Origin of the sequence: Undibacterium sp. Di24W (assembly GCF_049340325.1) — a bacterium.
Lineage (GTDB): Bacteria > Pseudomonadota > Gammaproteobacteria > Burkholderiales > Burkholderiaceae_D > Undibacterium.
Map to the genome: position 1 here is coordinate 631584 of NZ_JBMPOP010000003.1, position 21180 is coordinate 652763.

At 44.2% G+C, this 21180-nt stretch carries 17 protein-coding genes and 5 tRNA genes; 20 read left to right on the plus strand and 2 right to left on the minus strand.

All coding sequences use genetic code 11. The features are described 5' to 3' along the window. Positions 1 to 79: 79 nt before the first annotated feature. The 11 genes from recO to ACO0KZ_RS09075 all read left to right on the plus strand — a co-directional run bounded on the left by recO (position 80) and on the right by ACO0KZ_RS09075 (position 6785). Positions 80 to 835 carry a DNA repair protein RecO gene (gene recO / locus ACO0KZ_RS09025; protein ID WP_422994873.1) on the plus strand — a complete coding sequence of 252 codons (756 nt, stop codon included), beginning with the start codon at positions 80 to 82 and terminating at the stop codon, positions 833 to 835. Then, positions 832 to 1590 carry a pyridoxine 5'-phosphate synthase gene (gene pdxJ / locus ACO0KZ_RS09030; RefSeq protein ID WP_422994821.1) on the plus strand — a complete coding sequence of 253 codons (759 nt, stop codon included), beginning with the start codon at positions 832 to 834 and terminating at the stop codon, positions 1588 to 1590. Before recO ends, pdxJ begins: the two co-directional genes overlap by 4 nt. Beyond that, complete coding sequence (gene acpS / locus ACO0KZ_RS09035) at positions 1587 to 2012, plus strand: holo-ACP synthase (RefSeq protein ID WP_422994822.1); 426 nt, start codon at positions 1587 to 1589, stop codon at positions 2010 to 2012. Before pdxJ ends, acpS begins: the two co-directional genes overlap by 4 nt. Continuing rightward, positions 2005 to 3885 (plus strand): excinuclease ABC subunit UvrC, encoded by a 1881-nt coding sequence (gene uvrC, locus ACO0KZ_RS09040; protein ID WP_422994823.1) that lies wholly within the window; start codon positions 2005 to 2007, stop codon positions 3883 to 3885. The genes acpS and uvrC overlap by 8 nt, the downstream gene beginning before the upstream one ends. 110 nt (positions 3886 to 3995) lie before the next feature. Next, entirely contained in the window at positions 3996 to 4592 is a 597-nt protein-coding gene (gene pgsA, locus ACO0KZ_RS09045; RefSeq protein ID WP_422994824.1) for a CDP-diacylglycerol--glycerol-3-phosphate 3-phosphatidyltransferase, read from the plus strand. Between the two features lie 43 nt (positions 4593 to 4635). Continuing rightward, positions 4636 to 4711 (plus strand) — tRNA-Gly (locus ACO0KZ_RS09050). A 39-nt stretch (positions 4712 to 4750) separates the two neighbouring features. Further along, positions 4751 to 4826: transfer RNA gene (locus ACO0KZ_RS09055), tRNA-Gly, on the plus strand. 43 nt (positions 4827 to 4869) lie between these two features. Further along, positions 4870 to 4945 (plus strand) — tRNA-Gly (locus tag ACO0KZ_RS09060). Positions 4946 to 5050: 105 nt separating this feature from the next. Continuing rightward, positions 5051 to 5124, plus strand: a tRNA-Cys gene (locus tag ACO0KZ_RS09065). A gap of 71 nt (positions 5125 to 5195) precedes the next feature. Further along, positions 5196 to 5288, plus strand: a tRNA-Leu gene (locus ACO0KZ_RS09070). Positions 5289 to 5516: 228 nt separating this feature from the next. After that, positions 5517 to 6785, plus strand: a complete 1269-nt coding sequence (locus ACO0KZ_RS09075; protein WP_422994825.1) for a tyrosine-type recombinase/integrase — start codon at positions 5517 to 5519, stop codon at positions 6783 to 6785. Between the two features lie 116 nt (positions 6786 to 6901). Here the strand turns inward: ACO0KZ_RS09075 and ACO0KZ_RS09080 are convergent, their stop codons facing one another. Then, the gene (locus ACO0KZ_RS09080; RefSeq protein WP_422994826.1) at positions 6902 to 7189 is read right to left on the minus strand and encodes a hypothetical protein; all 288 of its coding nucleotides are present in this window, start codon (positions 7187 to 7189) and stop codon (positions 6902 to 6904) included. A 474-nt stretch (positions 7190 to 7663) separates the two neighbouring features. On the opposite strand from ACO0KZ_RS09080, the gene ACO0KZ_RS09085 reads away from it, so the two are divergent. From ACO0KZ_RS09085 to ACO0KZ_RS09125, 9 genes are all read left to right on the plus strand, one after another. Beyond that, the gene (locus tag ACO0KZ_RS09085) at positions 7664 to 9775 is read left to right on the plus strand and encodes a serine hydrolase (protein WP_422994827.1); all 2112 of its coding nucleotides are present in this window, start codon (positions 7664 to 7666) and stop codon (positions 9773 to 9775) included. Positions 9776 to 10197: 422 nt separating this feature from the next. Next, entirely contained in the window at positions 10198 to 11601 is a 1404-nt protein-coding gene (locus tag ACO0KZ_RS09090) for a putative bifunctional diguanylate cyclase/phosphodiesterase (protein WP_422994828.1), read from the plus strand. Positions 11602 to 11777: 176 nt separating this feature from the next. Beyond that, a complete protein-coding gene (locus tag ACO0KZ_RS09095; RefSeq protein WP_422994829.1) occupies positions 11778 to 12632 on the plus strand; it encodes a MipA/OmpV family protein in 855 nt (284 codons plus the stop codon). A gap of 44 nt (positions 12633 to 12676) precedes the next feature. Continuing rightward, positions 12677 to 13321, plus strand: coding sequence for a DUF2306 domain-containing protein (locus ACO0KZ_RS09100; RefSeq protein ID WP_422994830.1), 645 nt, complete (start codon positions 12677 to 12679; stop codon positions 13319 to 13321). Between the two features lie 144 nt (positions 13322 to 13465). Continuing rightward, the gene (locus ACO0KZ_RS09105; RefSeq protein WP_422994831.1) at positions 13466 to 16102 is read left to right on the plus strand and encodes a LuxR C-terminal-related transcriptional regulator; all 2637 of its coding nucleotides are present in this window, start codon (positions 13466 to 13468) and stop codon (positions 16100 to 16102) included. A 292-nt stretch (positions 16103 to 16394) separates the two neighbouring features. Further along, complete coding sequence (locus tag ACO0KZ_RS09110; RefSeq protein WP_422994832.1) at positions 16395 to 17261, plus strand: lysostaphin resistance A-like protein; 867 nt, start codon at positions 16395 to 16397, stop codon at positions 17259 to 17261. Positions 17262 to 17323: 62 nt separating this feature from the next. Then, the gene (locus tag ACO0KZ_RS09115; RefSeq protein WP_422994833.1) at positions 17324 to 18082 is read left to right on the plus strand and encodes a hypothetical protein; all 759 of its coding nucleotides are present in this window, start codon (positions 17324 to 17326) and stop codon (positions 18080 to 18082) included. 90 nt (positions 18083 to 18172) lie between these two features. Continuing rightward, on the plus strand, positions 18173 to 18802 hold the full coding sequence (locus tag ACO0KZ_RS09120) for a hypothetical protein (protein ID WP_422994834.1): 630 nt from the start codon (positions 18173 to 18175) through the stop codon (positions 18800 to 18802). A gap of 251 nt (positions 18803 to 19053) precedes the next feature. Beyond that, positions 19054 to 19554: a hypothetical protein gene (locus ACO0KZ_RS09125; RefSeq protein ID WP_422994835.1), complete on the plus strand. Its 501-nt coding sequence runs from the start codon at positions 19054 to 19056 to the stop codon at positions 19552 to 19554. 140 nt (positions 19555 to 19694) lie between these two features. On the opposite strand, the gene gorA is transcribed toward ACO0KZ_RS09125, so the two are convergent. After that, positions 19695 to 21053 carry a glutathione-disulfide reductase gene (gene gorA, locus ACO0KZ_RS09130; RefSeq protein WP_422994836.1) on the minus strand — a complete coding sequence of 453 codons (1359 nt, stop codon included), beginning with the start codon at positions 21051 to 21053 and terminating at the stop codon, positions 19695 to 19697. Positions 21054 to 21180 lie beyond the last annotated feature (127 nt).

The following is a 21180-nucleotide window of genomic DNA, read 5'->3' on the forward strand; positions in this document are numbered from 1 at the left end:
GCTTGATATTCCGAAACGACGTGCGCGTAAAACTTACAGTGCCACTGACCGCGCCAATGACAATAACAACGCGAATAGCATATCTGTCGCTCCGTCGTTGTCGGCGCCCAAAAAAAACGTTAAAGAAATACGTATCCTGCATCAGCCAGGTTTTGTTCTTCACTCCTATCCTTACAAAGAAACCAGTTTAATTGTCGACATTTTCAGTCGAGAATACGGACGCGTTTCACTTGTCGCCAAAGGCGCTAAGCGACCTACCTCCGCCTTACGTAGTGTATTGCAGACTTTTCAACCTTTGAGCATTTCTTGGACAGGCAAAACCGAAGTCAGAACTTTGACTACCGCTGAATGGGTTGGCGGTATGTTGCCGCTTGAAAAATCGGCTCTGCTATGCGGTTTTTATTTGAATGAATTGTTGGTAAAGTTTTTGCTGCGTGAGGAGGTTAATACGGTCTTATTTGATCTTTATGTCTCTACGCTCAATCAATTGGCGCACAATGAAAATGCAGCCATTGTTTTGCGTAAATTTGAGCTTATACTTTTGCAGCAGGCAGGTTTTATCGGGGATTTAGGCTACTGCGTGCAGTCGAGAGAGCGTATCCTTATTGATCACTACTATGTCATTGATCCAACTCGTGGCGTGCGCCCCTTTGTCTCTGGTGAAGGTCTGCCCCAAGTTTTAGGGAAAACTTTATTCGATATGTCGGTCGGCGATTACAATGACCCGGTGACACAACTGCAAAGTAAGCAGCTGATGCGCTATCTACTTAGTTTTCATTTGCATGGTATACCCTTAAATACCCGTCAAATTTTAATTGATCTACAAAAGCTATGAACATACACGGACAAACCCAAAGCATTGACTTGGGCATTAACATTGATCACGTAGCAACCCTGCGCAATGCACGCGGCACGATCTATCCTGATCCTTTGCAAGCAGCCCTAATGGCTGAAGAGGCGGGCGCTGATTGTATTACTTTGCATTTGCGTGAGGATCGCCGCCATATTAAAGACAAAGATGTCGAAGTGATTCGACCACGTTTAATGACGCGCATGAATTTAGAAGCGGCAGTCACACAAGAAATGATCGATTTTGCTTGTCGAATTAAGCCGCATGACGTTTGCTTAGTGCCGGAGCGACGTGAAGAGGTAACTACCGAAGGCGGCTTGGATGTGGTGCGCTTCTATAAGCAAGTAGATGCCGCGATCAAGCAACTACAAGGCGAAGGTATTCGCGTCAGTTTGTTCATTGATGCCGATCAGCAGCAAATACAAGCGGCGCAAAATCTTGGTGCTCCAGTTATTGAATTGCATACGGGACGCTATGCCGATGCGGCGAATGCTGTTGAACTAGCGCAAGAGCTAGAACGAATCAAAGCCGGCGTCGATTTTGCGCAAAGCGTGGGTTTGAAAGTGAACGCGGGTCATGGCTTGCATTATACGAATACACAAGCGATCGCTGCTATTCATGGTATTTCTGAGTTAAACATCGGACATGCGATCGTCGCCCAGTCGATTTTTGTTGGCTGGCACAAAGCCATCTCCGATATGAAAGCCTTGATGGTAAAGGCAAGACTGGACGCGAAATGATTTTTGGAATCGGTACCGATATTGTGAAAATGTCGCGTATTCAGTCCGCGTTGGAGAGTAATCCTCAACGTTTTCCTGAGAAGATTTTAGGTACAGAGGAATTGCTCGCGTATCAGGAGCGCTTAAATCAATCGCCGCGTCGCGCGATACGCTTTATCGCCACTCGATTCGCGGCAAAAGAAGCCTTTGCTAAAGCCATAGGGCTGGGCGTGCGACATCCTATGAATTGGCATTCACTGCAAATTTTAAGTGGTGAATTTGGACGGCCGGAATTGCATTGGCAAGGTGAGCTGGCGACGTGGATGCAAACCCGAGGATTGTCTGCGCACGTGTCTTTGTCCGATGAAGAGGATTTTGCTTTGGCCTATGTGATCGTTGAGAAAAGTGTCGAAGCAACAGCCTTAAGTGCTCATTATGGCTAAGTTGAGAGAAGCCTCAGAAACACCCGCGGCTGTCTTAGAATTAGTCGCTGCACTTCCTAATTTGCCTGGTGTCTATCGCTACTTTGACGAAGGCGATCAAGTGCTCTATGTGGGCAAAGCGCGTGACTTAAAAAAACGAGTATCGAGCTATTTTCAAAAAAATTTGAGCAGTCCACGCATCGCAATGATGGTGGCAAAAATCGCTCGTTTAGAGACCACGGTGACGCGTAGCGAAGCGGAAGCTTTGATCTTAGAGAATAATTTAATCAAGGCTTTAAAACCGCGTTATAACATTCTATTTCGCGACGATAAGTCTTATCCCTACCTAAAAATCACCAACGAAAAAACACCGCGCATGACCTATTTTCGCGGCAGCATTGATAAGAAACACCAGTATTTCGGACCGTTTCCATCTGCCTGGGCGGTGAAGGAATCGATGCAGTTATTGCAGAAGATATTCTTGTTGCGTAGCTGCGAAGATAGCGTTTTTGCGAATCGCACCCGACCCTGCTTATTGCATCAGATTCAACGTTGCAGTGCGCCCTGTGTTGATTTTATTTCTGATCAAGATTATCAATCTGACGTAGAAAACGCCTCCAATTTTTTGCGCGGACGGCAAACCGAAGTGCAGAATAAACTTGAACAAAAGATGTTGGGCTTCGCACAGAATTTGGAATTCGAAAAAGCGGCTATCGTACGTAATCAGATGAGTGCTTTATCCAAAGTCTTGCACCAACAAAGTATGGAGTTGGCGGGCGATGCGGACATCGACATCATTGCTGTGGTAGTGGATGGCGGACGTGCTTGCGTTAATTTGGCAATGGTACGTGGCGGCCGACATTTGGGTGATCGCTCGTATTTTCCTACGCATTTGGAATTGGTTCAAAGCGCAGTCAACGAGGCGATTGATGTTGAAGTCATTACTGCCTTTATTGCACAGCACTATATTGACCAATTTATTCCCGCACAGTTGATATTGAATGTGGAAATTGATGTGCCTGAATTGTTGCTGGCCTTGATGGAGCAGTGTGGTCATCGCATTCACCTGAGCTTCCAGCCGCAAGAACAAAAGCGAGCTTGGTTGGAAATGGCGATTAAAGGTGCGCGTTTGGCCTTGGCACGTGCATTGTCTGAACAAGGCGCACAACAGATACGTACCAAAGCTTTGATCGACGCACTTGATATTGATGTGCCAGACATGGATCGGTTTCGCATTGAATGTTTCGATATCAGCCATACGCATGGGGAAGCGACACAGGCATCCTGTGTCGTGTTTCATCATCACGCGATGCAAAATGCGGAGTATCGACGTTTTAATATTAAGGATATTACCCCTGGTGATGATTACGCTGCAATGCGCCAGGTAATTTATCGTCGTTTCGAGAAATTTGCTCATGCAGAAGAGATGCTAGATGATCTCAAGGCGATTTTGCCTGATATCGTTTTGATTGATGGTGGTAAAGGACAAGTCGAGGTTGCGCGTCAAGTATTTGAGGAATTGGGCTTAGACACGAGTTTGATCGTCGGCGTAGCGAAAGGAGAAGGGCGCAAAGTTGGTTTGGAAACCTTGGTTTTTGTAGATGGTCGTGCATCGAAAGAATTAGGCAAAGAATCTGCCGCTTTGATGCTGATCGCCCAGGTACGAGATGAAGCGCATCGATTTGCTATTACCGGTATGCGTGCCAAACGTGCGAAGGCGAGGCAAGCATCGAAGCTTGAGGAGATTGATGGTGTCGGACCTAAGCGCCGTCAAAAGCTGCTCACACGGTTCGGCGGTATCAAAGGGGTAGAGGATGCCAGTGTTGAAGATTTAATGGCAGTAGAAGGGATCTCTCGGACTTTGGCAGAAGAGATTTATCAAAGACTGCGATAACTAAGCGATTTTTTCCAGATTTGTTGCTTTGGTAGCGTGGGATGAAATTTATTTTCTACGGCTAGCTGCGGCAAAATATAATGTAAACAAATTCCTCGCTATAAAAAAATATGCCATTTAACTTTCCCATCTTACTGACGTGGTTGCGCGTTGCTCTAATACCCTTAGTGGTCGGTGTATTTTATTTGCCGAATACGATGTTGACACCACTGGAAAAAAACCTTGCATCCACGATTATTTTTATCGTAGCCGCAGTAACGGATTGGTTCGACGGATTTTTGGCGCGGCGCTGGAATCAAACCTCAGCATTCGGGGCATTTTTAGATCCTGTCGCAGACAAATTAATGGTCGCGGGTGCGTTGTTGGTATTAGTTGAATGGAATCGTGTAAATGCAGTCATCGCATTTATTATTATTGGGCGCGAAATTACCATATCCGCTTTACGTGAATGGATGGCGCAAATTGGCGCCTCTAAATCTGTTGCAGTGAGCTCCCTCGGTAAAATCAAAACGGCAGCACAAATGATCGCGATTCCTATGCTACTGTTCTATGGTGAATTGTTTGGCGTGATTGATACGATATTGTGGGGCCGGGTTTTACTTTTGATAGCTGCTGTGCTGACGGTTTGGTCGATGTTTTATTATTTGCAAAAGGCTTGGCCCTTAATAAAAGAAAAAGCTGGACAAGGTATTGATCATAAATCTTGACAACTTTTGCAGGTGCTATATAATGCACGGCTGTTGTCGCAATGCGGGAGTAGCTCAGTTGGTAGAGCGCAACCTTGCCAAGGTTGAGGTCGAGAGTTCGAGACTCTTCTCCCGCTCCAAGTTTTTTTGGGTGGCGATTTGGTGGTAAGAAGTAATATGCGGGAGTAGCTCAGTTGGTAGAGCGCAACCTTGCCAAGGTTGAGGTCGAGAGTTCGAGACTCTTCTCCCGCTCCAAGTTTTTTTGGAATGGCGCTGTAATGGTAATAAGAAGTATTATGCGGGAGTAGCTCAGTTGGTAGAGCGCAACCTTGCCAAGGTTGAGGTCGAGAGTTCGAGACTCTTCTCCCGCTCCAGATTCCGAAGGGGGAGCACAGCTTCCCTTTTTTATTAGTAAGTTGTTCCGCGTTTTGTTTGCAAAAATTTGAAGAAATTCAGATGCGAATGAAATAGCAACCCTTGGCGGGGTAGCAAAGTGGTTATGCAGCGGCCTGCAAAGCCGTAGACGCCGGTTCGATCCCGACCCCCGCCTCCAAGAATTTTGATAGTTAAGTTTCGAACTATCATTAAGTAACAAGCTAGCGAATTGCTAGATGCAAGTTGAGTGCCCGAGTGGTGAAACTGGTAGACACATCGGACTTAAAATCCGCCGCTTTCCGTAAAAGGGGCGTGCCGGTTCAATTCCGGCCTCGGGCACCATTAGTATGTTTTAAGAGATCCAAAGAAGTCCAATAACCCGCGTTACTCACTATGAGAACGCGGGTTTTTTGTTTCAGGACGTGTCAAGCGATATCTTGACAGCGCAAGGTTTTGACGGTATCAGTGACGGTATACGGTAAAAAACTAGATACCGTCAAAATGCGTATACCGTCAAAACCCCTAAATTTTGACGGTATACGCCGAACCTTCATAGGGAAACTGTCAATCATGCCTAAGCTTGCCACTCCACTCACTGACACCGCTTTAAGAAATGCCAAAGGCAAAGACAAGCCCTACAAATTGTCTGATGGTGGCGGTTTGTACTTACTTGTGAACAAAGATGCGGTTAAGCTTTGGCGCCTGGATTACCGCTTTGAAGGGAAGCGCCTCACTCTGGCGTTTGGAAAGTACCCAGATGTGAGCCTGTCAGTGGCTAGGGCAAAACGTGCAGATGCAATTGCATTGATTGATGCAGGCACCGACCCCAGCGAAACGAAACGCACAGAGCGCATAGAGCAAACCCAGCACAAAGAAATCAATCAACGCGAGGCAAGCGGCCTGCCTTTGTTCGGTTCGTTTGAAGAAGTAGCGCTAGAGTGGTTCAACACTAAGATCATGCCGTTATCTGAGAGCCATAGTAATCGCACGATGGCGTATTTAAAAAACGATCTGATACCGTATTTAGGTAAATTGCCTATGATTGAGATCAAAGCACCTGCCTTACTGGAGTGTTTGCGCCGTGTTGAGGCCAGAAAGAACAAACAAGGCAAACCCGTTACTGAGACGGCTAACCGTGTGCGTGAACAAATGGGGCAGCTATGGCGCTATGCAATTGCCACTGGAAGGGCGGATAGGGATATAGCGGCTGATTTACGTGGTGCCCTAGGGGTGCATGTGCAAAAAAATTACTCTCACATCACAGATCCAAAATTGTTAGGGCAACTGATGCGTGATGTTGAGACTTATAGCGGAGCAACAGTCACTGTTGCTGCACTAAGAATGTTACCTTTGGTTTTCACTCGACCAAAAGAGCTAAGAACCGCGAAGTGGGCTGACATTGATTTTGAAACAAAAGAATGGCGTTTTTTTAGTGAAAAAACCAAAATTGATCATATCGTGCCTTTGGCATCACAAGTGATTAAATTGTTGCGTGAATTGCAGCCGTACACTGGTGTCGGTGAATATGTTTTCGGCGTAAGGTCTGGGCAGAGGCCGCTATCGGAGATCACCATAAACCAAGCGCTGAAATCTTTGGGGTATGGGGCAGACATAATTCACCCGCATGGATTTAGACACACGGCAGCAACAATGCTAGCAGAGTTAGGCTGGGATGAGAATGCAATCGATCGCCAGCTCTCGCACTTAGTGCAAGGTGTTAAAGGTGTCTACCAGAAAGCCAAATACATCGAAGATCGACGCAAAATGATGCAGGCATGGGCAGACTATGTCGATCAGTTGAAGCTCGGTGCGAAAGTGATACCTATTAAAAGCGCATAATGCTTGTATCAGCAGAAAGTGTGGATGCAATTGGTAAGGATCTCACATGTACCCCGATGATCACCCAAGCCTTGCTCATTTATCCATTCAGCTTTTTCACGGCTGTCGGTGATACCTTATAGGTAGAGTTCCTGATAGCTTGATAGGGTGCGTCTCGGATTAGATTTATCAACTTCACCTTGATGTTTGAGAGCCCCGCTAGGCTCAACGTTGGCACTATTGAGTGTCACACCAAAACGTTCAAGCTGCTCAATTGTCTTTATATGTTCTTGCTCTTGGTTGACTATGAGTTGTTCACGCTGTGCCAGATCAGCTGCTTTTTCATCTTGGATCACCTGCAAGCCGACGACTTTAATTCGTAGTCGTAAGTCTGGTAAAGAGACGAAATAGTCCCACGCTGCCAACGACGTTTTTTTGCCTCAGTCATGTCGGTGTTTCTCAATTCTAAAAATAATCGTTTAGCCTTGCGGGTTAATTCTTGCGCACTTGTCCACGCATCACGAATATTGTATTTTTTAAAACTACGATATAGAGCCTTCCGAGTCAAATTTGAACAAAAAAATCAGCGAACTCTGAATTACTACCTGTTTTGTTCACTTAACCTTGAATTCGTCTGTAAATCGACTTTACCTCATGATGAACAACTTTCCTAGTTTGTGACGTTTTTAAATGTCCGGCTAACTAGGGGAAGTCCATACTTTAGTATGGGGACAATTAAAAACAGTTGCATATACTACGAAGAAGGAATCTATCTTTAGTGCTTTGAAAGTAAAGTCAATTTTGAAGAGAAATTACAGACTTCCGTGCAAGTAGTAACAATGCATTCGCTATTAACTCTACAGCTGAAGATTTACACTCTATCCATCAAGGACATATTTATGAAGTTTTTTTCAGCGACATTATTAACAATATTCTTATTTCTTTCATCGCTGGACCATGTGAAAGCTGTAAATATTGACCACTCCATAACGGCCACGCAAACACAAAAAGTCGATACGATTTTTTCGGCATGGAATAAATCAGATACACCAGGTTTAGCGTTGGCAGTAATTAAAGATGGAAAGATTATTTTTAGTCGTGGATACGGTATGGCTGATTTGGAGCGCCATTCGCCAAACACCCCAACCACCTCGTTTCACATTGCATCGATGTCTAAACAGTTTACTGCATTTGCCATCCAACTATTGGCCGACGAAGGGAAACTATCACTAGATGACGATGTCCGCAAATATCTTCCAGAACTACACGATTTTGGCAAGACAATCACCATACGTCATCTTATCCACCATACAAGTGGACTCCGAGATCAATGGAATCTACTGGCCCTAGCTGGATGGCGTCTTCAAGATGTCATCACTGAAAACGACATCCTAAATCTAGTTTGGCGTCAAAAGGAACTCAATTTTCAACCGGGTAAAGAGTTTTCATATAGCAATACAGGCTATACATTGCTTGGGCTCATCGTTAAGCGCGTCTCAGGTAGCTCTTTAGCGGCCTTTACAAAAGCACGCATATTTGCTCCCTTAAGTATGAATAACACACAGTTTCAAGAGGACTACTCAACATTAGTGGACCATCGCGCATCATCCTATGAAGTCGATCAAGACGGGAAATATCGATATCTCGCGCTATCCTATTCGAATGTTGGTGCGACGAGTCTATTTAGTACTACTGAGGACCTAGCAATCTGGGATCAAAATTTCTACGACGGCAAAGTTGGTGGTACTGTTGTTTTGTCGAAAATGCAGTCCACGGGTGTACTAAATAATGGCAAGAAATTGAACTATGCGTCCGGGCTTTTTATCGAAAAATATCGTGGTCTAAATATAGTCGAACATGCAGGTGCCGACGCAGGTTTTCGCACCAATCTACTTCGGTTTCCAGACCAACATTTCTCAGTAGTTATTCTCTCAAACACCGACGAATCTAATCCTGACCAATTAGCGAAGAAAGTCGCAGATGTATTCTTGGATTCCTTGTTAACACCTATTCCCAAAGGGAAGCAACTATCGAGAAAACTGGAACCAACAAAAAATGAAATAGATCCGTCAGTTTTAGATTCGTTTGTTGGTGACTACGCGTTGGCGCCGGAATTTATTATCTCAGTCTCGAGAGAAGGCAAGCAACTCGTTACACAGGCAACAGGGCAGCCAAGATTTCCGATCTTTCCATTGTCCGAGCGCTCCTTCTTCGTGAAGACGTTCGATGCACAATTTAGTTTCGAGGCGCCGAATAAAGATGGCATCGTCGCAGCTGTAGTTCTTCATCAGGAGGGAGAGGATCATGTCGCAAAAAGAGTCAAACGAACATCAATGACTGTGGATGACTTCGAAGCGCGAGAAGGAGAATTTTATAGTGACGAATTACACACACTTTATACGGTAACGCATGAAGGCGATAAGCTAGTCATTCACTATCCGCGTGGAAGAATTTTCTTGAATCAATTAAGTAAGAACGTATTTTATGGAGATTTTCCAATTGGAAGACTTCAATTCACCTGTGTAGATGAAAAAACCTGCAATAGCTTTACATTAAGCGATGACAGGGTTCGTAATATTCATTTTGAAAAAGTAAAAGTTAAAGCAGTGGCCACCTCTAAAGAAAAAGCATTAATTGCTGCTCAGTTAGCTGAAGCCAACAATCCAATTACACTATTTAACGCTGTACCAGCATATGTTCGTGGAAGCATGAATCAATGGGGAGTTCGCGACAAATTACTTGCAAATGAAAAAAATAAATTTAGTGTACATATCTCCCTCAAAAAAGGGAAATACGATTTCAAAATAGGTTCGGACAATTTCTCTGATATCGACTTCGGTGGGAACTACGGTGATACTTCCATTCGGTTGAATACTGCAAACCAAATGAACACTAAAGGTGAGAACTTCACTATCGAAATACCTCACGACGGAACTTATTCGTTCACGATAGACATAATAGAAGCACATATTCCCATGATTACGATAAAGAATATGGTAGGAAATCTTTGATTTTTTAACCGACGATTTTTTCAAATCTGATCAAAGAATGGGTTCATTATCCGGAGGGGATACCCCCATCTCAGGCCTTGAAATCTTTATCGTTCGGCAAACTAAGAGCCGATTTAAAAAATGCCATTCTCGTTTGCAGTATTTATTTGATCTAGCGACTTGTGTACGGAATTTTTCTAAATTCGTTGAACCATACTTTAGTAGGGTTACGAACCAAAAATATTTTCATAGACTGAGAATGACTTGAATCACTTATTCTCGGTTATTCATCTTATAGGCATGCAGAATTTTATTTGGCCTATGTAAATTATTGACTAAAAAGAATCCTGTTCATTACAGGATAGTCTCTACTTCACCCTCAATCTACAGTCTATTTTCATCACGAGAAATATTTTATGCCAGCTCATATCTATCCATTGCCTGTGATCGAAAAAAGCGCTGACCGATGCGGCAATGAAGTTGATTTACATCTTTTTAACGAAGTTTCACGAGATGAGGGGGTGCGTGGTGATGCCTCGATTTTTCAAGCCAATAAAGACGCGCTCACTTCACTTCCAAACCGATTTTGGTTAATGAACCACCTCAGAACTTGCGTCACTGTAACGCAAGTTCAATCGATGAACATCGCTCTTATTTTTGTTGATTTAAATGAGTTTAGAGATATTAAGTATACCTTCGGACATGTGCTCAGTGAGGAACTATTGCGAGAAGTCAGTTTACGCTTAAGTGCTTTACTGAAATCGGGCGATTATCTCGCACGGCTTAGCTATGGCGAATTCATATTCCTTTTGAGTGACGTGTCACATGTCCAGGAAGTACGAGATATGGCAGAACAAATCTCAACATCATTAAGACAGCCATTTGAGTTGCGAAATAATCGACGGCACCTGGTGCAAGCATCAATTGGTATAAGCCTTTACCCTGAAGATGCAAAAACGGGTGAGGAGCTACTAAAGCACGCTGATATTGCTATGTATAAGGCAAAGGGGCAAGTGCGAGAATCTTTTCTCTTCTATCAAGCATCGATGTCAGCCGCTATTCTCGCAAAAATGACGATCGAACATGCATTAAATGGAGCGTTGGATAGGGATGAGTTTACAGTGCATTACCAGCCAAGGGTTGATAGCACTGGAGGTGAATTACGAGGCCTGGAGGCACTGATACGCTGGGATCATCCAGAACGCGGCATGGTGCCACCGGTTGATTTCATTGCAATCGCCGAATCATCCGGATTAATTGTGCAAATCGGTGAACGCGTCATAGAAATGGTCTGTCAACAAGTTGCGCTTTGGCAAGCGCAAGCTTATCCGCAGTTCCCAGTATCCATTAACGTCTCAGCACGTCAACTAGATGTTGCTGATTTTCAGTCCAGATTGATACGACATACAAGTGCATACGGAATTGATCCGGTTTTGATAGAGATCGAAGTGACCGAATCCTGTATTGTCAATAACGAAGACGACGTCAGGCATCAACTCAATGCGTTATCAAAGCTCGGAATGAAAATATTGCTTGATGATTTTGGTACGGGATATTCATCCCTCTCTAAATTACAGCTATTCCAAATGGATATTCTGAAAATAGATAGGTCGTTTATTTCAGCGCTAGATGTAAGCGGTAAGGGTCATGCTTTAGTGGCAGCGATCATCGCGATGGCGCATGCCATAGACATGAAAGTAATTGCAGAAGGTGTCGAAACAATCGAACAATTGCGTCAACTGCAAGCGATGTCGTGCGACGAGGTGCAAGGATATTTAATTTCAAAACCGCTAAAGGCTACCGACATCGAACAACTCTTCTGTAAAAGTTCTTGGTTCGCTGATTAATCGAGCGAATATCTATTGTTTCGAAATGCCATACCCAAATCCATACTTTAGTACGGTTGCCAGTAAAAGGGATTCATTTACATTACGGATACTTTCAACGGCCGCAAAATCGTTGAAGACTTTGTAGCAGCGATTTGCCGCCTATTCGTTTTTTAATAAGTAACCTTGGATCAACCATGAACAATATCTCTTTACACAATTCAACACATCTGACGACGAAAAATCGTATTCCAAAAATTTTAGGCCTCGCCGCAAATATTGCAGCGCTGGGTTTATTTTTCCCATGCGCTTCCTCGTTCGCGCAAGCCATTGACAGTATTTCTACGGCGACACCGCCTTCAGGCAACTACGTTGGTATAGGTGCTATATCGGTTCCTAAATATCAAGGTTCAGATCAATATGAAATTAGAGCAACCCCATTGCTTGAATATAATTTCGGTAACGGTATTTTTATTGGTGGGGATAATCAATCGATCGTTGGCTATCAGTTTGTAGAATCATCGAAACTGAAGTTTGGTGCCTCACTCAGTGTCGATTCCGGACGTAGGAAGAGTCACGCAGTCGCACTGGCCGGTATGGGGAATATTGATGTCAAACCGACAGCAGTTGCTTTTGTAAAGGCTTCGTTGACAGACAATATTTTAGTTAATGCTAGCGTGCATTATGGATCTGGAAATAATCAAGATGGCGCGCTATTGAAGCTTGGTACATCGTATGTGATGGCATTTGGTCCAAGCTCCATTCTGAGTTTTAACGTCGGTGCCACATTGGCAAACGACTCCTATATGCAAGACTACTTTGGCGTGAATGCAGGCCAATCTCGTACGAGCGGTTATCGTATATATACTGCAAAAAGCGGTTTGCGCGACAGTACTGGCGGAGTAAGTTTCATTCATCGCCTTGATAGTGATTGGAGTTTGCTAGCAGGGATCAATGTCACAAAACTATCAAACATTGCTAAAGATAGCCCAATTGTACGTACTGCGAACACCCAAAGCGTATTTTTGGGTCTTGCATATAGTATTAAATAATAGACGCCTACAGACTGTGATAACCTGACTGAGAGGCTGTGTATATGCAAAAAAACCTATCATCGGGCAAGGGTGTAGCTTGGTGGAAAATCGCGGCTTTGCTTTTGCTCAGTGTCGTGCCTGTGGCTGCTGGCATAGTGCGTTTACTCGGTTTAGAACCAGGTCGTGCTATTACGTTGCAGAATGCGCGTTTTTTTTATGCACCTTTACCTATTTTTATTCACGTCCTCTGTGCTGGCGTTTTTTGTGTATTCGGTGCATTTCAATTTGACGCTCAGATTCGACGTCGATATCTTACCTTGCACCGAATTAGCGGGCGTATTTTAGTAGTGTGTGGGGCATTTTCTGGATTGACGGGTATATGGATGACGATCATTTATCAAATCCCGCCATCACTGCAAGGAGGTCTGCTTTATGGAACTCGCCTCGTGTTTGGGAGCTTGATGGTACTTTTCATTGCTCTTTCACTCTTTGCGATTCTGAGTAAACGTATTGCAGGGCATAGGGCTTGGATGATACGTGCCTATGCTATCGGGCAGGGAGCGGGGACCCAAGTTTTGATTATTGCACCTGGGTCCATCATCTTTGGCGAAACGATAGGTTTAACGCGGGATATTTTAATGAGTAGTGCATGGGTCATTAACCTCATTTTTGCTGAGTGGATCATTAACCGGCAACGAGAAAAATGACATAGAGAGCATTAGCGCCAATTCATTGATTTCATGATGCATGTTTAGTATTTGATTGAATTTTATTTGTCCATCTCTCGTTGCGTATTCCGACACCTTGTATGGACCCTTAGTCTTGAAATGAACACCTAGAGATCAATATTGATGACTATCCTTGCAACCAAGTTATTTGTGCCCCCGCTGCCACAAAATGCAATTTCCCGAGCTGCGCTCATCGCGCGCTTGGATGCAGGATTAAGCGGAAAGCTAAGCTTAATTTGTGCACCCGCGGGCTTTGGAAAATCGACGGTATTAAGTGAGTGGTTAAATGCATGCTCGTATCCGAGCGCGTGGCTGTCTTTGGATGAAGGCGATAGCGATCTGATTCAGTTTTTGCGTTATTTGGTGGCGTCATTGCAAACTATTTCCGACACAGTTGGGGCAGGGGTGTCGAGTATGTTTCTGGTGGCACCGGCACCCTCAGCAGAATCTGTTTTATCTGTCCTGCTGAACAATATCGCTGCGACACAGAATAAACTAGTCCTAGTGCTTGATGATTATCATATAGTGGCAAATCAAGAAATCAATGCTGCAGTTGATTTCTTGATTGAACATCTGCCACCCCAGATGCACCTGGTTATTTCAACACGCGAAGAACCCAATTTATTACTCGGACGCCGGCGTGCGCAAGGGCAGGTAACCGAGATACGACAAGCTGATTTACGAATGAATTTCGATGAAATAGCTGTTTTTTTTGCGCAAGCGAATGTGCCCAAGCTTTCAGATGCAAACATTTTGGCTTTGGAAGAACGTACAGAAGGTTGGATCGCAGGTTTAAAATTAGCAGCTATTTCACTACAAGCTTACGTGAATCCTGATGATTTTATACAATCGTTTACGGGCACTCATCGTTTCGTGCAAGATTATCTCATCGAAGAAGTGTTATTCCAGCAGACTGAACAGGTACAGAGTTTTCTATTGTGTACATCCGTTCTTGACCGCTTTTGCGCGCCTCTTTGTGACGCCGTATTGCTCGAAAATAATAGTCAAGAGACTTTAGATTATTTGGAGACAGTCAATCTATTTATTGTCCCTTTGGACAATGAAAGACGCTGGTACCGATATCATCATTTGTTTGCGCACTTATTGCGGCAACGAATGCGACAGAAACATGATGCTGCGACTCTCCATATCAGAGCAAGCGAATGGTACGAAAAAAATGATCAAGAGATCGACGCTTTTCATCAAGCAATTGCCGCTGCGGATATGCATCGGGTAATACGTCTAATCGATAGCAATGGCATGCCCTTATATTTTCGTGGCGAAATGAGTCCCATTGTTCAGTGGCTACAAACGCAACCGCCCAAAGTGCTGGATGCTTACCCCTCATTGTGGGTGACGTTTGCCTGGTCCTTATTCATTGCAGGTCAATCGCATCAAGTTAGCCCCAAATTGGTTGCAGCGGAAGCAGCGTTAAAACTTACTCCTGCTAGTGAGCACAAGCAAGACTTGCTCGGGCAAATCGCTGCCCTATGGGCATGGTTAGGCGTCTCACAAAACAATGTAGAGACTATTCATAACAAAGCAACAAGCGCATTGGAATTATTAGCGCCGGACAATCAGGCGGTGCGTACGGCTGCGCAATGTGCGCTCGGTGTGGTTCACTTGTTTCGAAATGAACGTGCTGCGGCAAAGCAAACGTTTTCTAAGGTACTAGAAACAGGACAATCGAATGGTAACCTCATGTTCACGATTGCGGCATCAATCGCAATTGGTGGGATTCATGCGTCGGATAACCAACTCAGATTAGCTGCGGACTTTTACCGAAATGCGCTAGCGTTGATCTCCGATCCAACACATCTGATTGGTTGTGAAGCTCATCTTGGCTTGGCGAGAATACTTTATGAGTGGAACGAGCTAGATGATGCAGTAGCGCATGCCCTCCGAAGCAGCACCTTAGCAGCGCGATCAGAAAGCGAGAATGGTCTCGGAGGAGATGTTTTGCGTGCGCGTGTGATGCTGGTCCAAAATGACACGGATGGCGCGGCCACTTTACTTGAGCAATCAAGCCATGCAGCAAAGACGAAAAAATACGTCGGTCGTATGCAAGAAATTGCCACAGCTCAGGTCGTCGAAATGTTACGCCGTGGCGAGATTACAGGCGCAATGTATTTGGCTACTGAACAAAATTTACCGCTATCACAGGCACGCGCTTTCTTAGCGCAAGGTGACAAAAATGCAGCGCTTTCGGTAGCAGATCAATATCGACGCACTATGACGGAAATGGGATGCCCTAATGAAGTGCTCAAAGCACTGGTGATACAAGTTGTTATCTTAGATTCGTTAGGCAAAACAAACGAAGCATTGCATGTCTTAAACGAAGCGTTGGCAATGGCAGAATCCGGTGGTTTCGTTCGGCTTTTTGTCGATGAAGGTCCAGCAATGTCAAGAATTTTGGTTAGCGCTGCGCCACAAGCCATAAAGCCCGATTATGTCGCGAAATTATTGAGTGTTTTCGCCCTGCAAGAATCCATGCAGTATCGAGATATTTCCATCAATAATTCTCAGTCCATCGCAACCTTGAACGAAACTTACAGCACACGTGAGCTAGATATACTACAACTCATGTATCAAGGTCGATCAAACCAAGAGATTAGCGAACGACTTTTTTTATCTCTCAGTACCGTCAAATGGCATAACCAAAACATCTTCGGCAAGCTCCAAGTGCAACGACGCACGGAAGCGGTAGCACGTGCGATTGAACTCAAGTTGTTGCCACAACTTTCAAAACATACAGAATGAAATAGTGGTCGATATCCATAAATGACTGTTAATGATTCGTGATCGGTCGAACATAAGTAAATGACAATTCGCATAATCGAAGCGTGCACAGAACGTAAAACCATACTTTAGTAGGGTCACCAAGGCAAAGTATTTGCCTACACTGTGTCTTAAGAAAACATCTCTGCGGAATAAAAAGCATTAATTGCATTCCGATATTGGCCATCTTGTCTCACACATAGAGATGAATTGCTGCAAGGCACGCGGGCGTGTTTCGATTTCAATTTACCTAATTTACTTATAGGAACACTTCATGTCGACTTCATTGCCACATCAACCTACTAAGCTCCCGCGTAGCGTAGCTTTGCTAAATAATTCATTTGTTAGAATTGTCATCGCCACACTCATATTATCACTATCGGTTGCAATCCCTTTCATCTTAATTCAGCATACCTTCGACAAATCGGTGCGCCAAGTATGGCCGCAATTATTGTGTGTGGGGTTGAGTATTGCAGCCTATCTATTTTATGTACGAAAAATAGAAAAACGCAAAGCGAGTGAGTTGTCATCCAAGGGCGCGGTACGCGAATATTGTATCGGCATGGCAATTGGCACTGCGATATTCCTGATGGTAATTGGGGTAATGTGGATCTCCGGCGTGTTCCACATCCTTGGCGTCAATTCTTGGACTGTACTTATTGCGCCAATTGCAGAATTTCTATTAGTGGCGTGTTTTGAGGAAATCCTGTTTAGAGGAATCATTTTCCGTATCGTTGAGAAATCGCTGGGAACTTCTAAATCGTTACTGATATCAGCAGCATTATTTCCACTAGCACATATGCCAAATGCTGGCTTCTCTTGGTTGGCGTTTGCGGTCACGGCAGCGGCCGGTTTGATGTTCTGCGCCGCTTACATGCAGACTCGACGATTGTGGCTACCAATTGGCATTCACTTCGCATGGAATTTTATGTCAGATGCCGTCTTTTCGTTGACAACTTCTGGTAACCAAGCTAAGGGACTATTGCAAGCCCAATTGACCGGACCAACGTGGTTAAGTGGAGGCACCTACGGCATTGAAGCATCGTTATTGTCGCTTCTAGTGATTGCCATTCTAACGATTTACTTGTTGCGTCGCGCAAGCACAGTCAATCCATCGATATCAACCCAAGCAACATCGTAAATATGCCGATAGTGGTGCGGATATTGCCATTCTTTCGACTCAATAAAATAGAGAAACAGAAAATGAAATACTTAATTTTTGCGGTCGCAATGATAGGCGTAATGCCCCACGATATCTACGCGCAAGATCAGTCAAAAGGTACTGAGAAAATAAATGCGATAGACGCACAGGCGGTTGTTGTCTCTGGTACTAGGGATCCCGATTGGAAAACCTATAAAGCATTTCTTGCTGGAATGAAGATCTTTGATGCACAACATCAGCTAGCCCCTCTAGCGGATTTACGTTTCATTTTGCGTCCCCGCAGTCATCAGACCAATGTTGGCGACGTCAAAATGACGATCGAAACAGATGATATTCGAATCCCTGTTCCGGTTTCTGAAGAGGGTATTTTTGTGCTTCCGCGAGATGAAAGAGCGGCCGAAAATGGTGCAGAAATTTTTCTTGGAAAAAAACGCAATACCTTGAGCTGGCGGCCAGCTATTCACACACCAGGTCTCCCCGCCGGAACTCGTCGACTCGGTGATCTGCGGCTTGAATGTATTGTACGCTGGACTATCGAGCAGGCGGACATGCTTGCTTTTTTTCGCGGCACCATCAATGCTTTTGGTGGTCCCTGTTCTAGCGCGATGATCAAAGTTGACTACATTTCGGTGCAAGCACTAGCGGCCGTCTATTTGGTATCCGAACATCGTTCAGGAAAGCTCGCCGGGAAATGGATAGAAGAAGGCGGTCATGTTTATTTGCCACCCATACATGATCAAACTTGGCCAGACGATACCCTGTTGGAGTTTGAATACGTACGTCAGAAATCAGGGAAATAGATTTTCGCATGCGAAAAGATTTCTAAATTTCGCGCATTTAGCACTAGTCGCCAGCAATTTTCCAATTAATTCAACTTAATAAATAGCGCCATGCAAATAAGTCGCTTTGATCGCCACACTGGTCGATATCTAGTCTTCATTCTTATTTTGGTCATTCATATAGGCATGATCATAATCTCGCAAAATAAGCTATTGCCGCCATCTACAGCGACAAATACAGATAAAGTCTTGCGTCTTTATGATTTGCCAAGGCCAAATATAGAAGCCAACAAACAAAAAACAATACAAGAAATCAATACTAGGTTAGCGAAACACGCCACAAACAAAAGGAATAATCGTCCACCAGAATCAATCACCGTCATCAGTCAAACTCCAGAACCTTCTTTACAATCTGATGTTCACGTTCCATCAACAACTATACAAAAAAATATTCATGATTTGAGTCTGACTTTAAAAGAGGATCTTCTAAAGCAAGAAAAAAACTTCCGTTCAGACAGCAAGAGTAGTGCTGATAATATGAAAAATCTTTCAAATGCCTTGGCCGATGCAGCGAGAATTCAAAGGGAAGGCGTGATTATCGAAAAGAAATTTGCTTACGATGGTAGACCCGTAAGCAAAATAAAAACACCCTATGGCACATATTGCGTACGACATCCCAAAGCGGGAGAGAAATTAGAATTGTCACCACCACCGCTTCCAGTTACTTGTGGCCAACTTTAGAATATTCTGAACTTTGTCGATATATTCTTTATGTAACCAACTTAATTGAAATGGGGTATAAGGTTCGGCGTCAAGACGTGCCTTTGTGAGTATTTCCCCATACTGATAGGCTTTGCTTCTTCGGTCTCTTGAGCTATTTGAATAAAAAAGTACGGGACGCGGCTGGATATAGGTTTTAGAAATGTCAGATCTAAAAAAATTTCGGTTATTCCTTAAAATGAATTCTAAATCACATTAGGCACTCAACAGGCATGGCACAAATAACTGCAAGCGACTTGCCCGAGGAGGCATTCTTACAGCGTTATAGACGCGATAGTTCATATACGGATTGCTATTGCATGATCATAGAGCGCAGCGTATCCATGCCTAAATACATCTCCGCCTTTTATACAACAAATATCTTCAAAGTCGAACGCCAACTTTTATCCCTGGTCGCAGGCAAACATTCTTCAGATGAGGCCGCGCAAAATTTGGCACTAGGCAGCGAAACAAACTTTGCCGCATGGAGCGTTGAAGAGCGCTCGAGTAGTCAACTTCTTCTTTGTGACTACCTAGGTAGAACGAGATCTTGGCTCATGGTGCAACCGCAATCAAATTCAACGCGACTGTACTTTGGTTCAGCAGTCGTACCAAAATCAAAATCAGCCAATGGCAAAGCTTCATTTGGCATTGCTTTTCACGCGCTGTACGGCTTTCATCATCTCTACACGAAGGCCCTCATGAGGGCGGCTTTTGTGAAACTATCAAAATAAGCTAACACGACGCTGTCAGTGGTCGAAGGGACACTAGCACTTGCTAGTAGGTATTAACTCCCACTTTGCTGTCCATTACAATACAGCTTATCTTGCGCGTAATCCATCGAGGAAGCTTTGGATTGAATGAGCACCTGGTGCTAGCTTTCAATTGCAACTCTCATCGTTACAAACTCTTCTGCCGCTGTAGGATGAATTCCTATCGTTCCATCAAATACGGCTTTGGTAGCTCCTGCTTTCATAGCAACCGCAAATCCTTGAATGACTTCACCAGCATCAGCGCCCACCATATGCAAACCTACCACTCGATCAGTTGCATCATCAACGATGAGTTTCATCATTGAACGTTCTGTGCTACCACTTAACGTGTGTTTAAGCGCTTTAAACTCGCTGCGATAAACACGTATTTTTTTGTACTTTTCTTGTGCAGTAAATTCGCTATAACCGACCGTGGCAACGTTTGGATGAGTGAAGACAGCGGTTGGGATAAAATCATAATCCATCTGCATTTGATTTTTGCCGAACAGATGATCAACCAGTGTCATTGCTTCACCTAATGCCACAGGCGTTAGCTGAATTCGAGCGGTAACGTCTCCCAGAGCATAAATACCGGGGGCGGAAGTCTGATATCGATCATCGACTTTAATTGCCCCGTCAGCGCTTTGTTTAATATCATTCTCTTCCAGACCCAATCCTTGAACATTTGGTATTCGTCCAATGGCATACAGGACGGTATCGACTTCAATCTCTTGCATATCTTTTAAAGTGACAGTCAAGGCTCCTTCAGACTTGACGATCGAAGACACATCAGAATTCATGCGTAAGTCCACACCCGATTTACGCATTTCCGAAGCAAGAAATTGACGCACGTCATCATCGAAACCGCGCAAAATCTGTTCTCCGCGATATAACTGAGTCACTTGAGCACCAAGACCATTAAATATCGACGCAAACTCACAAGCGATATACCCACCGCCCACTACCAACAATCGTTTAGGAAATGCGTTAAGATCAAACATGTCATTAGACGTAATCACATGTTCCACGCCTGCAATTCTCGGCAACATCGGGGTGCCACCAGTCGCGATCAACAAAGTCTTCGTATGATAGTCAACGCCATTAACTTGCACAGTACTTTGACTAGTTATCTTGGCCCAACCTGTAATTATCACTACACCAGCGTTATGCAGTAAATTTGCATATACTGCATTAAGGCGCAAAATTTCTTTGCTCCGGTTGGCTTTCAAGCGTTCCCAATCTAACTTTGGTTTTTCAGAGATCGACCACCCAAAGCCTGGTGCTTCGTCGAAGGCCTCAGCGTAATGCGCTGCATAGCTATAGAGTTTTTTGGGAATACAGCCTACATTGACACAAGTGCCGCCTAAGTCACCGCCTTCAATTATCGCTACACGAGCACCTTTCTGTGCTGCTATACGAGCCGCACGCACACCACCGCTACCACCACCAATGACTAATAAATCAAACATTTCAGTGTCCATTGCAGTTTCCGATCGTTATTAAGTTTTATGCCAGGATTTAGTTAAAACTGCTGCGTCCAAATATGAAAAATATTCCATTTAAATTCATTCCGACGTGCGGAAGAGCTCTAGGTTCATTTCACGAAGA

Bases quoted from the DNA above. Each gene is read 5' to 3' on its own strand.
- pdxJ (WP_422994821.1), top strand. From the start codon at position 832: ATGAACATACACGGACAAACCCAAAGCATTGACTTGGGCATTAACATT.
- acpS (WP_422994822.1), top strand. From the start codon at position 1,587: ATGATTTTTGGAATCGGTACCGATATTGTGAAAATGTCGCGTATTCAG.
- uvrC (WP_422994823.1), top strand. From the start codon at position 2,005: ATGGCTAAGTTGAGAGAAGCCTCAGAAACACCCGCGGCTGTCTTAGAA.
- pgsA (WP_422994824.1), top strand. From the start codon at position 3,996: ATGCCATTTAACTTTCCCATCTTACTGACGTGGTTGCGCGTTGCTCTA.
- ACO0KZ_RS09075 (WP_422994825.1), top strand. From the start codon at position 5,517: ATGCCTAAGCTTGCCACTCCACTCACTGACACCGCTTTAAGAAATGCC.
- ACO0KZ_RS09085 (WP_422994827.1), top strand. From the start codon at position 7,664: ATGAAGTTTTTTTCAGCGACATTATTAACAATATTCTTATTTCTTTCA.
- ACO0KZ_RS09095 (WP_422994829.1), top strand. From the start codon at position 11,778: ATGAACAATATCTCTTTACACAATTCAACACATCTGACGACGAAAAAT.
- ACO0KZ_RS09100 (WP_422994830.1), top strand. From the start codon at position 12,677: ATGCAAAAAAACCTATCATCGGGCAAGGGTGTAGCTTGGTGGAAAATC.
- ACO0KZ_RS09105 (WP_422994831.1), top strand. From the start codon at position 13,466: ATGACTATCCTTGCAACCAAGTTATTTGTGCCCCCGCTGCCACAAAAT.
- ACO0KZ_RS09110 (WP_422994832.1), top strand. From the start codon at position 16,395: ATGTCGACTTCATTGCCACATCAACCTACTAAGCTCCCGCGTAGCGTA.
- ACO0KZ_RS09115 (WP_422994833.1), top strand. From the start codon at position 17,324: ATGAAATACTTAATTTTTGCGGTCGCAATGATAGGCGTAATGCCCCAC.
- ACO0KZ_RS09120 (WP_422994834.1), top strand. From the start codon at position 18,173: ATGCAAATAAGTCGCTTTGATCGCCACACTGGTCGATATCTAGTCTTC.
- ACO0KZ_RS09125 (WP_422994835.1), top strand. From the start codon at position 19,054: ATGGCACAAATAACTGCAAGCGACTTGCCCGAGGAGGCATTCTTACAG.
- gorA (WP_422994836.1), bottom strand. From the start codon at position 21,053: ATGGACACTGAAATGTTTGATTTATTAGTCATTGGTGGTGGTAGCGGT.